Annotated in this window: 11 protein-coding genes; 5 read left to right on the top strand and 6 right to left on the bottom strand. The window is 74.5% G+C overall.

Annotation, left to right across the window (positions count from 1 at the left end; genetic code table 11):
* Positions 1 to 51 precede the first annotated feature (51 nt).
* Positions 52 to 711: a pentapeptide repeat-containing protein gene (locus tag ACGF0D_RS27150; RefSeq protein WP_392881238.1), complete on the top strand. Its 660-nt coding sequence runs from the start codon at positions 52 to 54 to the stop codon at positions 709 to 711.
* A 190-nt stretch (positions 712 to 901) separates the two neighbouring features.
* On the top strand, positions 902 to 2983 hold the full coding sequence (locus ACGF0D_RS27145; protein WP_392920541.1) for a phosphocholine-specific phospholipase C: 2082 nt from the start codon (positions 902 to 904) through the stop codon (positions 2981 to 2983).
* Between the two features lie 69 nt (positions 2984 to 3052).
* On the opposite strand, the gene ACGF0D_RS27140 is transcribed toward ACGF0D_RS27145, so the two are convergent.
* The 3 genes from ACGF0D_RS27140 to ACGF0D_RS27130 form a co-directional block, all read right to left on the bottom strand.
* Positions 3053 to 4036: a hypothetical protein gene (locus tag ACGF0D_RS27140; protein WP_392920538.1), complete on the bottom strand. Its 984-nt coding sequence runs from the start codon at positions 4034 to 4036 to the stop codon at positions 3053 to 3055.
* 154 nt (positions 4037 to 4190) lie between these two features.
* Entirely contained in the window at positions 4191 to 4730 is a 540-nt protein-coding gene (locus ACGF0D_RS27135; protein WP_392881245.1) for a carboxymuconolactone decarboxylase family protein, read from the bottom strand.
* Positions 4731 to 4882: 152 nt separating this feature from the next.
* Entirely contained in the window at positions 4883 to 5689 is an 807-nt protein-coding gene (locus tag ACGF0D_RS27130; protein WP_392920535.1) for a phosphoribosyl-dephospho-CoA transferase MdcG domain-containing protein, read from the bottom strand.
* A gap of 189 nt (positions 5690 to 5878) precedes the next feature.
* Here ACGF0D_RS27130 and ACGF0D_RS27125 point away from each other — a divergent pair, with 189 nt between their 5' ends.
* The gene (locus tag ACGF0D_RS27125) at positions 5879 to 6091 is read left to right on the top strand and encodes a hypothetical protein (protein ID WP_392881251.1); all 213 of its coding nucleotides are present in this window, start codon (positions 5879 to 5881) and stop codon (positions 6089 to 6091) included.
* Between the two features lie 9 nt (positions 6092 to 6100).
* On the opposite strand, the gene ACGF0D_RS27120 is transcribed toward ACGF0D_RS27125, so the two are convergent.
* Positions 6101 to 9340: a S41 family peptidase gene (locus tag ACGF0D_RS27120; RefSeq protein ID WP_392920532.1), complete on the bottom strand. Its 3240-nt coding sequence runs from the start codon at positions 9338 to 9340 to the stop codon at positions 6101 to 6103.
* 200 nt (positions 9341 to 9540) lie between these two features.
* On the opposite strand from ACGF0D_RS27120, the gene ACGF0D_RS27115 reads away from it, so the two are divergent.
* Both ACGF0D_RS27115 and ACGF0D_RS27110 read left to right on the top strand, forming a co-directional pair.
* On the top strand, positions 9541 to 11241 hold the full coding sequence (locus ACGF0D_RS27115) for a chitinase (RefSeq protein ID WP_392920529.1): 1701 nt from the start codon (positions 9541 to 9543) through the stop codon (positions 11239 to 11241).
* Positions 11242 to 11351: 110 nt separating this feature from the next.
* The gene (locus ACGF0D_RS27110; protein ID WP_392920526.1) at positions 11352 to 12539 is read left to right on the top strand and encodes an MFS transporter; all 1188 of its coding nucleotides are present in this window, start codon (positions 11352 to 11354) and stop codon (positions 12537 to 12539) included.
* 38 nt (positions 12540 to 12577) lie between these two features.
* On the opposite strand, the gene ACGF0D_RS27105 is transcribed toward ACGF0D_RS27110, so the two are convergent.
* Together ACGF0D_RS27105 and ACGF0D_RS27100 are read right to left on the bottom strand one after the other, a co-directional pair.
* Complete coding sequence (locus ACGF0D_RS27105) at positions 12578 to 13207, bottom strand: DJ-1/PfpI family protein (RefSeq protein ID WP_392881261.1); 630 nt, start codon at positions 13205 to 13207, stop codon at positions 12578 to 12580.
* Positions 13207 to 14178, bottom strand: a complete 972-nt coding sequence (locus ACGF0D_RS27100; protein WP_392881264.1) for a GlxA family transcriptional regulator — start codon at positions 14176 to 14178, stop codon at positions 13207 to 13209. The genes ACGF0D_RS27105 and ACGF0D_RS27100 overlap by 1 nt, the downstream gene beginning before the upstream one ends.
* Positions 14179 to 14180: the final 2 nt, after the last annotated feature.

The following is a 14180-nucleotide window of genomic DNA, read 5'->3' as shown; positions in this document are numbered from 1 at the left end:
GCGAGCATGCGGGCGAGACCCCTCCGCCCCCGACCGCCAGGAGCCACCGCCATGCCCCGTTCCGTCCCCGACCGGCTCGCCGACCTCCCGTACGCCGAGCTGCTGCGCCCGCACGGCGGGCCGCTGCGCAGCGACGAGCGCTACGACACCGCGCACTTCGACGGTGGCGAGCACACCGACGAGTCGGGCGCCGGGGCGGCCTTCCTGGAGTGCGCCTTCACCGGCGTCGCGCTCAGCGGGGTCAAGCTGCGCCAGGCCCGGTTCAACGAGGTCTGGGTGCAGGCCGGCCGCTGGGTCGCCTGCGACCTGAGCGACTCCGAGTGGCAGGACAGCGCCTTCGTCGGCGGGGTGCTCGCCGGGGTCGCCGGGTACGGCTCGGCGCTGCGCCGGGTGGTGTTCCGCGGCTGCAAGCTGGAGGCGGTCAACCTGCGCTCGGCCGTCCTGCGGGACGTCGTCTTCGAGGACTGCCTGCTGCGCGACGTGGACTTCGGCGAGGCGAAGCTGACCGGTGTGTCCTTCCCCGGCTCCACGCTGGAGGAGGTCCGGCTGCGCGGCGCGACGCTGAGCCGGACCGACCTGCGCGGGGCCGTCCGGCTCGGCCTGGTCGACGGCCACCAGGGGCTGCGGGGCGCGGTCATCAGCTCCACCCAACTGCTGGAACTGGCGCCGCAGTTCGCCCACGCGCTGGGGATCGAGGTCAAGGACCGCTGAACACCCGGGTTGTGTCCGGCCTCCTCCGCCCGTTCAGCCGGGCGTCGCCCGGTGACACCCGGACGAACAGTCCGCCAATCCTGCCGCGCGCATCTGGTGGGAGGCCTGGCGCGGGGTGGAGACTGCTGCGCGATCGAGTGAGCCCCGACTTGTGTACACAACATCGCCAGCGAAGGGACGGGCCGGGCTGATGGCCGAGTTGAGTCGTAGGAAGTTCGTCGCGCTGTCCGGTGCCGCCGCGGCAGGCCTCGCCGTGGCCGGCACCGGCGCCGGAGCCGCGGGGGCCGCCCCGAGCGGCACGGCCGCGACCGCCGCCACCACCGCGCTCAGCACGACCGGCACCATCACCGACGCCCGGCACGTGGTGATCCTGATGCAGGAGAACCGCAGCTTCGACCACTACTTCGGCACGCTGCGCGGCGTGCGCGGCTTCGCCGACCGCAGCGCCATCCAGATCTCCGGCGGCTACAGCGTCTTCAACCAGCCGAACGGCCTGTTCGGCCGGCAGTACCCGTGGCAGTTCAGCCAGACCAAGCCAGCCGGCGGCGCCGACCCCGAGCGCCTGGCCCAGTGCAACGGGGACCTCAGCCACGGCTGGTCCGACCAGCACAAGGCGTGGAACGGCGGCAAGCTGGACTCCTGGGTCGCCGCCAAGGGCAACGTCCGCACGCTCGGCTTCCTCACCCGCCAGGACATCCCGTTCCACTACGCGCTGGCCGAGAACTGGACCATCTGCGACGCCTACCACTGCTCCGTACTGAGCGCGACCGGCCCCAACCGCACCTACCACTGGTCCGGCCAGATCGACCCGGCCGGCGCCGCCGGCGGCCCGGCCTACGACGGCGGCGAGGAGAAGGGCCTGCGCTGGCAGACCTACGCCGAGGCGCTGGAGAGCGCGGGCGTCAGCTGGAAGGTCTACCAGAACGCCGCCGACAACTACGGCGACAACGCCCTGGCGTACTTCAGCAACTTCACGGGCGCCGCGGCCGGCAGCCCGCTGGCCGTCAAGGGCATGGGCTCGGTGCCCAAGGCCACCGGGCGGACCCCGGACGACATCGCCGCCGCGATCAAGGCCGACGTGCTGGCCGGCACCCTCCCGCAGGTCTCCTGGATCGTCGCCGACCAGGCCTCCTCCGAGCACCCGTACGCCACCCCGGCCGACGGCGCGCACTTCGTCCACATGGTGATCGACGCACTCAACGCGGACCCGAACGTCTTCGACTCGACCGTCCTGTTCCTCAACTACGACGAGAACGACGGCTTCTTCGACCACGTCCCGCCGCCGGCCGCCCCGGCCGGCACCCCCGGCGAGTTCTACAACGGCACCAACATCGGCCTCGGCTTCCGCGTCCCGCTGATCGCCGTCTCGCCCTGGACCCGCGGCGGCTGGGTCAACTCCGAGACCTTCGACCACACCTCGGTGCTGCGCTTCCTGGAGGTCTGGACGGCCGCCCTCGGCAAGCCCGCCACCTGCCCGAACATCAGCGACTGGCGCCGCAAGGTCTGCGGCGACCTGACCAGCGTGTTCGACTTCGCCAACCCGGTGTACGGCCTGCCCGCGCTGCCCGACACCTCGCAGACCATCGGTCTGTCCGCCTGCGGCCCGCTGCCCAACCCGGCCCCGGTGAACAACCAGCTGCCGGTGCAGGAGTCCGGCACCCGCCCGGCGCGCGCCCTGCCGTACCAGCCGAACGCCAACCTGGACCACTGGGACGCCGACGCCAGTGGTGTCATGCACGTCTGGGTGAAGATGTCCAACGAAGGCGCCGCCCGCGCCTCGCACTTCGCGGCCTACGCCAACGCCTACCGCGGCGGCGGCCCCTGGCAGTACACCGTCGACTCCGGCAGCCCCGTCACCGACTTCTTCAACTGCGGCACCAACGGCTTCGGCAACGGCAGGTACGACCTGACCGTCGTCGGCCCGAACCGCTTCCTGCGCCGCTTCACCGGCGACCTCACCAAGGCGGGCAAGAGCGTGGCCGTCACCGCCTCGTACGCGGTCGAGCCGGGGACGGGCAAGCTCGCGCTCTGGTTCAGGCTCGCCAACTCGGGCAGCACGCCGATGACCTTCACCATCGCCTCGAACAACTACCGGACGGACGGTCCCTGGACGTACCAGGTCCCGGCCGGCGGCAGCGTCGACGACTTCTTCAACGCGGTGGCTTACACCAACGGCTGGTACGACTTCACCGTCACGGTGGACGCCGACAGCAGCTGGTCCCAGCGGTTCACCGGCCACCTGGAGACGGGCGCGCCGAGCGTCACCGGCTGACCGCTCCCGGCGCCGCGGGCCCCGACCGCTCACCGGTGGTCGGGGCCCGCGGCGGTTCGGCCGCCGGCCTCAGGACCAGGGGGAGGGCGGGAACCAGATGTAGCCGAGCCGGCCCAGGATCCGCACGTCCCAGTAGACGACGGTGAAGACCCCGGCGACCAGGAAGGCCGCCGCGGTCAGCACGCTGATCCGGGCGGGCCCGGCCGCCAGCCGGCGCTGCAGTCGCCCGCCCGCCGTGTAGGTGAGCAGCACGAACAGCAGCGCCATGACCGCGATGTTGCCGATCGACTGCAGGAGGAACGCGCCGGCGCCGTAGACCGGGTCGTGGCTGTCGGCGGCGTGCCGGAACAGGTCGCGGAAGAGCGGGTACGGCCGGCCCACCAGGAAGCCGCCGATCAGCGCGCCGACGAGCACCAGCGGCGCGTTCGGGAAGCGGCGGGAGAGGCCGGCCAGCGGGTCCCGGACCAGACCGACGGCGGCCAGGCCGAGCACGATCATCACGAGCCCGATCAGGCCGAAGGTCACCATCGACTGGATGGACCGGGGCGTCAGGCCCTTGGCCGCGGCCGTCGAGAACTGCGGCATGTGCGTGCCGGCGAGGCCGACCAGCGCCCCGTAGGCGGCGGAGACCGGCGCCATGCCCGCGAAGATCCACCCCAGTGGCCGGGCGACGTGCAGCAGCCTGCCGCGCAGCGAGGGCGTCTGCCCGACCAGCGGGCCGACCGCGCCGAAGGCCGCGATGTTGCAGGCGGTGAACGAGCCGGCCAGTCCGGAGACGAAGGCGAACAGGATGCCGGAGAGCACTCCGGTGATCGGCGTGCCGTGGGCGTCGTGCCCGAGCAGGGCGTCGGCGCTGCTGAAGCCGATCTCGTCGTCGACCAGTTTCGCGTTCCAGGCGTACGCCAGCAGCAGTCCGCCGGCGGTACTGAGCAGCAGGGTGAGCCAGCGCCGCCGGGGGAAGTCCCCGGTGACGAACAGCGAGGTGCGGGAGGTGAGTTGGCGCGGGGTGGGATCGGCCGGCGCGTTCGGCCGGCCGGACGCGAAAGTACTCATGGCGGAGCCTCGATTCGGCAGGGGACCCGGTGCTCGACGGCTGACATCCTGGCGGTGCGGCCGGTCGGCCGCTTCTTCCGTCGTGCCGTGTCGCAGCGCGCTCGGGCGGCGCCGTCCGAGGACGGCGCCGCCCGATCCGCCGGGCTCCCGCGGCTCAGTTCCCGTGGCCGTAGCCGGAGTCGACGATCCGCTTCGCCCCCTCGGCGTAGTAGCCCGGGTCCGCGGGAAGGTCGGTGGCCAGGCAGTCGACGTACCGGTTGTACATGCAGAACGCGGCGGCGATCAGCACGGTGTCGTGGATCTCGGTGTCACCGGCGCCGGCCGCGCGGGCGGCCGCCACCGCCTCCGGCGAGACCGGCGCGGCCTGCGCCTGCACCTGCGCCGCGATCCGCAGCAGGGCCCGCATCCGCTCCGGGAGCGGCGCGGACGAGAGGTCGGCCAGGGCCGCCTTGACCAGGTCCTCGCCGCCGTCCAACTGCGCCGCGGCGAAGGCGCTGTGGGCCCCCTCGCAGAAGCGGGTGCCGTTGAGGTGGGAGACGTACGCGGCGACCAGCTCGCGCTCGCCCCGGCTCATCGGGGCCGGGGCCCGCAGCAGCGCGTCGGCCAGCATGCCCAGTGGGGCGGCGGTGTCCGGACGCAGCGTCAGCAGGCCGCTGATCCCCGGCAGTCCGTTGTCGATGGCGATGTGCGGCACGGTGCGCTCCCTTGGCTGGGCAGGACGGACGGCGCTCCATCCTCACGAGTGCCGGGCCGGGCCGCCAACTCCGAGATTGCCCTGACCGGACGGGAGCGACCGGCCGGTTCTGCCTGCCCCGCCTGCCCCGTCTGCCCCGCCGGTCCGGCCGCTCAGGCGAACGGCCCCCGGGGGAACCAGGGGTCGTGGACCTCCCGGGGCCCGTCGGAGGTCAGCAGGGTCAGGCTGTGGGCGCCGGAGGCGTACTCGGCCAGCTGGACCGCGCCGTGCCGGGTCTCCAGCTCGGCCTGCACGGGCACCGGCAGCTTGGTCAGCGCCCGTCGCAGCTGCAGGGCGTCGCGCCGGCTGATCGGCTGCGGGGAGCGCAGCACCAGCCGCAGCGGGCTGAGCGTCCCCGCCACCGGCACCCCGCTGCCCAGCTCGTAGCCGACCGCGCCGATCGGCCCCCAGGGGAGCCGGTGGTCCGCCACCAGCCGGCCGACCTCCGGCAGCAGGGCCAGCGCCGGGATGCCGGCCAGCCGCTCGGGGGCCAGCCGCTCGCGCCGTTCGGCGAGCTGCTCGGGCCGCAGCGTCCTGGCCACCGCCGCCCAGGGGGCCAGCGCGTCCATCCGCTGACCGGGGCGCGGGCCGCGCACGGTCACCGGGAACCACAGCTCGGGCGCCGCCTCCGGGTCCCGGGTGCAGCGCTGGGGGTGCGGCAGGTCGACCGGGTTGCCGACCACGGCGGGCGCCCGGCCGACCGTGACCCAGGGGTTCGCCCGCAGCACCGCCCGCGCCCAGTCCGGCAGCTCGCCGCCGGCGAGGGGCCGCAGCGAGCCGGGGCACTGCATCAGCAGCAGGTCGTGGGTGCCGGGCAGCCGGCCGTCCAGGGCGGCCAGCGGACCGACCCGCCGGCGCGGTCCGTCGTGCGGGTCCTCGGCGGTGCGCCGGGCGTGGCTTCCGGGGTGTACGACGGTCACAGCGGGCTCCAGAGGGTGGCGTCGATTTTCGCCGACGGCCCCAATCTGCGCCCGGCCGGCGGCCCCCGGCTACGGCCCTTGGGCGCGTCCACCAGGGACCAAAGGCTCAAGGTGCGCCCGTGGGCACCCGGTGTGAGAGTGGGGGCAGCCCGGTCATCAGACCTTCCGTCCATCCCCTTTGGAGGAGTCATGGGCATCTTCGAGAGGTTGTTCCACCGGTCGCAGCACGAGTCCGCCGGGCAGGAGGCCGCCCAGCGCGCCGCCCTCGCCCACGACGAGGCCGCCGACGCGTACACCAACGACGTCGAGCGCACCCGGGACCAGCAGGAGAAGCTCGCCCAGGAGGAGGCCGACCGGCGTGCCGCCGAGAACATGACCTCCGAGGGCGACCCCTGGGGCTGAGCCCCGGACTCAGCCCGTACGGGGCGGCAGCGGCGGGCGCCGCAGGTCCGGCCGGGGCGTGGACTCCGGCGGGGGCGCCGCGGCGGGCACGTCCTCCAGCAGGTCCAGGGCCAGCTGGACGGCGGTGACCAGTTCCGGGTGGCGCCCCCGCGCCCAGTCGCGCGGGGTGCGCAGCACGTGCACGTCCGGCTCGACGCCCCGGTTCTCCACCGACCAGCCGAGGCCGCCGCCGAACCAGGAGGCGTTCTTCGGCACCGAGATCTGGGTGCCGTCGCCGAGGGTGTGCCGCCCGCTCATCCCGACCACCCCGCCCCAGGTGCGGGTGCCGATCACCGGGCCGAGCCCGAGCAGCTTGATCGCCGCGATGATCACGTCGCCGTCCGAGCTGGTGGCCTCGTCGGCCAGCGCCACCAGCGGTCCGCGCGGCGCGTGCCGGGGCCAGCGCACCGGGTGGCGGCCCCGGCTGAAGTCCCAGGCCAGGACGTGCCGGGAGAGCTTCTCCAGCACCAGTTCGGAGACGTTGCCGCCGGCGTTGCCGCGCACGTCCAGGACCAGTGCGGGCTTGTCCAGCTCGCGCCGCAGGTCCCGGTTGAACTGCGCCCAGCCGGAGCCGCCGAGGTCCGGGATGTGCAGGTAGCCGCACCGCCCGTCGCTGAACTCCCGGACCAGGGAGCGCCGTCTGGCCACCCAGTTCTGGTAGCGGATGGGCCGCTCGTCGGTCAGCGGGGTGACCACGATCCGCCGCACCGGGCCGTCCGGGCCGCCGCGCAGGGCCAGTTCCAGGGTGCTGCCGCCGGTGCCGGCCAGCAGCGGCAGCGGTCCGCGCACCGGGTCCACCGGGCGGCCGCCGACCTCCAGGACCTCGTCGCCGTCCCGGACGCCCTGGGCGGCCAGCGGGGCGCGGGCGCGCGGGTCGGAGGTCTCGCCGGGCAGCACCCGGTGGACCAGCCAGCGGCCGTCGGGGGAGTGACGGGTGTTGGCGCCGAGCAGGCCGAGCGGCTGCTGGGCGAGGACGGGGCCCTCGGCGCGCCGGGACGGGGTGACGTAGGCGTGCGAGGTGCCGAGTTCGCCGAGGAGTTCGCGCAGCAGGTCGGCGAAGTCGTCGGGGGAGCAGACCCGGTCCAGCAGCGGCTCGTACTGGGCGACCAGCGCGGGCCAGTCCAGGCAGGACATCCGCTCGTCCCAGAACTGGTCCCGGACGATCCGGGCCGCCTCGTGGTACGCCTGGCGCCACTCGGCGGCCGGGTGCACGGTGTGGGTGATCCGGCGCAGGTCGACGGTGGTGCCGGCGGCGGGGGCGGCGACCGGGATCACCCGCAGCGCCCCGGCCGAGTAGACCACGATCGAGCCGCCGTCCCCGGAGACGGCGTAGCCGTCCAGCTTGTCGACCAGGGTGCTGCGGGTGCCCCGGGCGAGGTCGAAGTGCTCCAGTGAGGGGCGCCCCGAGGTGTCCTCCGGGCTGGCGAAGGTCTGTCCGAGGGTGCCGGAGATCGGCCAGCGCAGCCAGACCAGGCCGCCGCGCACCGCGTCGGTGGCCGAGTACTTGGAGGCGATCACCGGGAACTGGAGCAGCCGCTCGCCGATGCCCTCCGGGTCGACCCGGACGGTGCCGTCGCCGCCGCCGTCGCCGTGCGGGGCGCCGTCCTCGGCCGGGGCGGCGAACGGTGAGGGGGTGTCGGCGGCGAGCGACACGAGGTACGGGCGGCAGCCGACCGGGAAGGAGAGGTCGCCGGTGTGCACGTCGTGGACCGGGTCGAAGCCGCGCCAGGACAGGAAGGCCAGGTAGCGGCCGTCCCGGGTGAACACCGGCTGCTCGTCCTCGAACCGGCCGTCGGTGACGTCGGTGGTCCCCGCGGGCGTGTCGGCGCGGGTGAGCCGGATGCGGCGCAGCGAGCGCCCGGCGACCGGCTCGGACCAGGCGATCCAGTGCGAGTCGGGGGAGAAGCGGGCGCTGGAGACCGGTCCGTAGCCGGAGGCGGCCACCTCGCGGACCTCGCCGTCGGCGGCGGAGAGCAGCAGCAGCCGCCCGTCCGAGGTGGTGACGGCGAGCCGGCTGCCGTCGGGGGAGGCGGTGAGCTCCAGGACGCGGCCGATCCGTCCGGCGGCGAGCAGCCGGTGGCGGTGCCGGTCCGAGCCCTGGTGGCCCGGCGGCCCGGCGTGGCCGGGCAGCGGCACCACCTCGATCGCGTCGGCCCCCTCGGCGTCGGTGATCCAGGCCGCCTCGCCGGTGTGCCCGAGCACCACCGGCAGCCGGGTGCGCACCCCGGGGGTGTCGGCGAGCGCGCGGGCCGGACCGTCCTTGTGGGTGAGCCAGTACTGGCTGCCGCGCACGGTGATCACCCCGGCCCGGCCGGTCTGGTCGCAGGCGAGGTCCTTGACCTGGCCGGCGGTGTTGACCTGGTAGGGGCGGCGGCCGGCCCGGGCGCCGCCGAGCGGGACGTGCAGCAGGTGCGGGGCGGGGGCGTCCAGGCCGTCCAGCAGCCAGAGGTCGCCGGCGTGCTGGTAGACGATCCGGGTGCCGTCGGTGGCGGCCTCGCGGGCGTAGTAGGAGGCGTGGTCGGTGTGCCGGCGCAGGTCGGTCCCGTCCGGGCGGCAGGAGTAGACGTTGCCGATGCCCTCGTGGTCGGAGAGGAAGGCGATCCGGCTGCCGAGCGCTCCGGTGACCGGCATCGGTGCGGCGAGGTGCCCGGTGTGCTCGGGCAGGATCCGCTCGCCGTCCACCCAGAGCCGGCCGATGGCGCCGCCGCGGTAGCGCTTCCAGGCGGCCGGCTCGTGCGGGGCGGCGCCGGTGAGCAGCACGGTCCGCTCGCGGCTCATCTGGGCGTCGCCGACCGGCCCCCAGGGCATCCGGCGGCCGGGGGAGCCGTCCGGTGGCAGGGCGTGCGCCCAGGTGTAGTGGCCGAAGGGCTCGTGGTAGGAGGTGACGGCCAGCACCTCGCCGTCCGGCAGCCAGCCGCGCACCCGGGTGTCGTGGCTGCCCCAGAAGCTGAGCCGGCTCGCCTCGCCGCCGTCGACCGGGGCGGTCCACACCTCGGGGGTCAGGCCGAACCAGCTGGTCCAGGCGAGGGTGGTGCCGTCGGGGGAGAAGCGGGGGTGGCTGACCCGGGTGCGGTCGCAGCCGACCCGCCAGGCCCGGCCGGTGCCGGCGCCGTCGGCGTCCAGCGGGGCGATCCAGACGTCGTCCTCGGCGGTGAAGGTGAGCAGGCCGCCGTGTAGGTGGGGGTAGCGGAGGTAGCCGGGCGGGGTCACCCCTCCATCCTTCGACGGGGTGTCACCCCCGGCAACCGGAGAAGCCGGGAACCGGTCTGGACCATTGACACCGCCCTGTCGAATCCACTTCAGTGGTCTAGTCCAACTTGGGTGCCAGGCCGGGCCGTTCCCCCCACTGGCGCGTGCTCCGGCGTGCCCTCGGACGTCCCCCACGACCGCGCCATCGCAGGAGCACCCGCATGCGCAGAACACCCATGCCCAAGACCCCGGTCAGGGGCCGCCGCGCGGCCCTCGCCGCCGGTACCGCCTCCGCCGTCGCCGCGGCCGCCCTGGTCGGCGTCACGCTGGGCCTGGCGCCCACCGCCTCGGCCGGCGAGTTCCTGGTCAACGGCGGCTTCGAGTCCGGCTCGCTCGGCCCCTGGAGCTGCACCGGCAACTCCGGCAGCGTCGTCACCGCCCCCGTGCACGGGGGCAGCCGCGCGCTCGCCGCGGCCGCCACGGCCGGCGACACCGCCCAGTGCGCCCAGACCGTCACCGTCGCCCCGAACACCACCTACACGCTCAGCGCCTTCGTCAACGGCTCGTACGTCTACCTGGGCGTGGACGGCGGCGGCCCGAGCACCTGGACGCCGGGCACCGGCGGCTCGTACCAGAAGCTCAGCGTCAGCTTCACCACCGGGGCCAACCAGACCAGCGCCACCGTGTACACCCACGGCTGGTACGGGCAGGGCACCTACTACGCGGACGACATCTCGCTGGACGGCCCGGGCGCGCCCAGCCCGACGCCCACGCCGACCGCCACCGCCTCCCCGACCGCCACCGCCTCCCCGACCGCGACGCCCACCGGCACCCCCTCGCCGACCGCGACGCCGACCGGGACGCCGACGGGCACCCCGACCGGCACGCCCACCAGCCCGCCCGCCGGCAGCCACGCCCTGGTCGGCTACCTGCACGCGAGCTTCGCCAACGGCGCCGGCTACACCCGGATGGCCGACGTCCCGAACTCCTGGGACTTCATCGACCTGTCCTTCGGCGAGCCCACCTCCGTCACCTCCGGCGACATCCGCTTCAACCGCTGCCCGGCCACCGAGTGCCCGACCGTCGAGTCGGACGACGAGTTCAGGGCCGCCATCGCCGCCAAGCGGGCCCAGGGCAAGAAGGTGCTGATCTCGATCGGCGGCCAGAACGGCCAGGTCCAGCTGACCACCACCGCCGCCCGGGACACCTTCGTCAGCTCGGTCTCGGCGATCATCGACAAGTGGGGCCTGGACGGCCTGGACATCGACTTCGAGGGGCACTCGCTCTCCCTCAACACCGGTGACACCGACTTCAGGAACCCGACCACCCCGGTCATCGTCAACCTGATCTCCGCGCTGAAGACCCTCAAGGCCAAGTACGGCCCGGGCTTCGTTCTGACCATGGCGCCGGAGACCTTCTTCGTCCAACTCGGCTACCAGTACTACGGATCCGGCCCCTGGGGCGGCCAGGACCCGCGCGCCGGGGCGTACCTGCCGGTCATCCACGCGCTGCGCGACGACCTCACCCTGCTGCACGTCCAGGACTACAACTCCGGCTCCGTCATGGGCCTGGACAACCAGTACCACTCGATGGGCGGCGCCGACTTCCACGTCGCGATGACCGACATGCTGCTCAAGGGCTTCCCGGTGGCCGGCAACACGAACAACGTGTTCCCGCCGCTGCCCGCCTCCAAGGTGGCCGTCGGCATGCCGGCCACCACCAACGCGGGCAACGGCTACGTCGCCCCGGCCGAGGTGAACAAGGCGCTCGACTGCCTCACCAGGTTGGCCAACTGCGGTACCTACGTGCCGCGTTCGGGCGCCCAGCCGAACCTGCGCGGACTGATGACCTGGTCGATCAACTGGGACCGGTTCGGCGGCCAGGAGTTCTCCAGGAACTTCAACGGCTACTTCGGCCGCTGAGCCGCCGAGCGGCTGATCCGACCGGCCGCTGATCCGGCGGGCCGCCGGCCCGACCGCCCGCGGGGCCGTGCTTGAACCTGACACCGGTGTGAGGTCCAAGCATGGTTCCCATGGCGACCACACAGCTCACAACCCCGGTACCCCACAAGCCCTTTCCGCTCCCCGCCCTGCTCGCACTGGCCACCGCGGTCTTCGTCACCGGCCTCACCGAGAACCTGCCGGCCGGCGTGCTGCCCGGGATGAGCGCGGCGCTCGGAGTCGGCGAGTCCGCGGCCGGGCAGACCGTCACCGTCTACGCGATCGGCTCCGCCGTCACCGCGATCCCGCTCAGCGCGGCCACCGCCGGCTGGGGCCGCAAGCGGCTGCTGCTCACCGCGATGGCGGGCTTCGCGGTGGCCAACACCGTCACCGCGGTCTCCACCAGCTACCCGCTCACGCTGGCCGCCCGCTTCCTCGCGGGCGTCGCGGCCGGCCTGGCCTGGGCCCTGCTGGCGGGGTACGCGCGCCGGCTGGTACCGGTCGAACAGCAGGGCCGGGCCATGGCGGTCGCGATGGCGGGCGTGCCGGTGGCGCTGTCGCTGGGAGTGCCGGTCGGCACCTTCCTCGGGCAGGCGCTCGCCTGGTGGGTGCCCTTCCTGGCCATGACGGCACTGGCGGTCGGCGTGATCGGCTGGATCGCGGCGCTGGTGCCGGAGCAGCCCGGGCAGCCGGCCGGCGGGCGGGCGCCGGTCCGGCAGGCGCTCGCCGTGCCCGGCGTACGGCCGGTGCTCACCGTGACGGTGCTCTACGTGCTCGCCCACACCATCCTGTACACCTACGTCGCGCCCTTCCTGGACCGGGCCGGCCTCGGCGGCGCCACCGGCACCGTGCTGCTGGTCTTCGGGCTGGGCTCGCTGGCGAGCGTCTGGCTGACCGGCGCCCACATCCACCGCCGGCTGCGGCGGCTGACGATCCTCGGCGCGCTGCTGGTCGCGCTGGCGGCGGCCGTCCTCGCCGGGTGGTCCGCCGACGCGCCGCCGGTGTACGTCGCCGCACTGTGCTGGGGCCTGGGCTGGGGCGGCGCCCCGACCCTGCTGCAGACCGCGCTCGGCGACGCGGGCGGGGAGCGGGCGGACACCGCCCAGGCCGTCCTGGTGACCCTGTGGAACGCCGCGATGGCGGGCGGCGGCGTGGTCGGCGGGCTGGTCCTGAGCGGCCTGGGCGCCGGCGCCCTGCCCTGGACGGTGCTCGCGCTGATGCTCCCCGTCCTCGCCGTGGTCACCGCCGCCCGCCGCCACGCCTTCCCGCCCCGGCGGTAGGGCCTGTCTTCGAACTCGCGCCTGCGGGGCGACGCTCCCTAGCGCTCCATCAGCCGGTGCACCGCCTCGACCACCTCGGGGGAGGCCTTCGCCATGGAACCCGACTCGTACGGCGGCTGGGGGTCGTACTCGATCAGCAGCTGGATCGCCTGCGCGGTGGTGTCCCCGCTGATCAGGCCGGCCAGCGTCAGCGCGAGGTCGATCCCGGCCGAGACGCCGGCGGCGATGGCGTACTTGCCGTCGATGACGACCCGCTCGGTCCCGGTTGGCTCCGCCCCGTACGCGGGCAGCCGGTCCAGGACGCCCCAGTGAGAGGTGGCCCGACGGCCCTTGAGCAGCCCGGCGGCGCCCAGCAGCAGCGAGCCCGAGCAGACCGAGGTGGTCCAGGTGGTGGTCGCGTCCACCCGGCGCAGCCAGTCGAGCAGTTCCTCGTTCGCGAGCTGCGCCTGCGTGCCGGGCCCGCCGGGCACCAGCAGCAGGTCGGCCGAGTCCACCTCGTCCAGGGTGGCCTCCGCGGTGATCGACAGGCTGCCGACGTCGTTGCGCACCGGCCCCCGTTCGGCGGCGGTGAACACCACCTCGGCGCCGGGGATCCGGGACAGCACCTCGTACGGGCCGACCGCGTCCAGGGTGGTGAAGTCGGGGTAGAGCAGGATGGCGATGCGCATCAGTGACCTCCGGTCGGTTCGGGTCGGAAGCGGCGTCGGTACTCGGCGGGCGGGGCGGCCAGGGCCCGGACGAAGGCGCGCCGCATCGCCTCCGGGGTGCCGTAGCCGCAGGAGCGCGCGATCTCCTCGACGCCGTCGTCGGTGTCCTCCAGCAGCCGCCGGGCGGCCTCCAACCGGACCCCGTCCACGTACCGGCCCGGGGTCACCCCCACCTCGGCGGCGAAGGCCCGGGCGAAGTGCCGCGGCGACAGCGCCGAGCGGCAGGCCAGGGCCTCCACCGAGAGGTCGCCCTCCGGGTGCTCGGCGATCCACCGCTGCACCTCGCGCAGCGGCTGCCGGGCCGCCACCTGGGCGGCCAGCTGGGTGCTGAACTGGGCCTGGTTGCCCGGCCGGCGCAGGAAGACCACCAGGTGGCGGGCGACCAGCAGGGCCGTCTCCCGTCCCAGGTCCTCCTCGACCAGGGCCAGCGCCAGGTCGATCCCGGCGGTGACCCCGGCCGAGGTGGCGACGTTCCCGTCCCGGACGTGGATCGGGTCCGGGTCCACCTCGACGTCCGGGAACCGCCGGGCCAGCTCCTCGCCGTAGGCCCAGTGGGTGGTCGCCCGGCGCCCGGCCAGCAGCCCGGCCTCGGCGAGCAGGAAGGCGCCGGTGCACACCGACACCACCCGCTCGGCCCGGCCGGCCAGCTCCCGGATCCGGGCCACCAGTGCCGGGTCGGCGAGCTTGGTGCCCTCCCCGCCGGGAACCAGCAGGGTGTGCACCGGCCCGACCTCGGCCAGGTCCGCGTCCGGCAGCAGCCGCAGTCCGCTGTGGCTGCGCACCGGACCGCCGCCGGGGGAGGCCGTGGTCACCCGGTACGCGTCCGGCTGCCCGGAGGCCTTGCCCGCACCCGCGAACACCTCCAGCGGGCCGGTCACGTCGAGGCTCTGCACGCCCTCGAAGAGGACGATGACCACGTTGCGCGCTCTCATGC

The organism is Kitasatospora sp. NPDC048298, from assembly GCF_043201465.1.
Taxonomy (GTDB): Bacteria; Actinomycetota; Actinomycetes; order Streptomycetales; family Streptomycetaceae; genus Kitasatospora.
The sequence above is the reverse complement of the archived record's forward strand: the minus strand, read 5'-3'. Positions and strand labels throughout refer to the sequence as shown.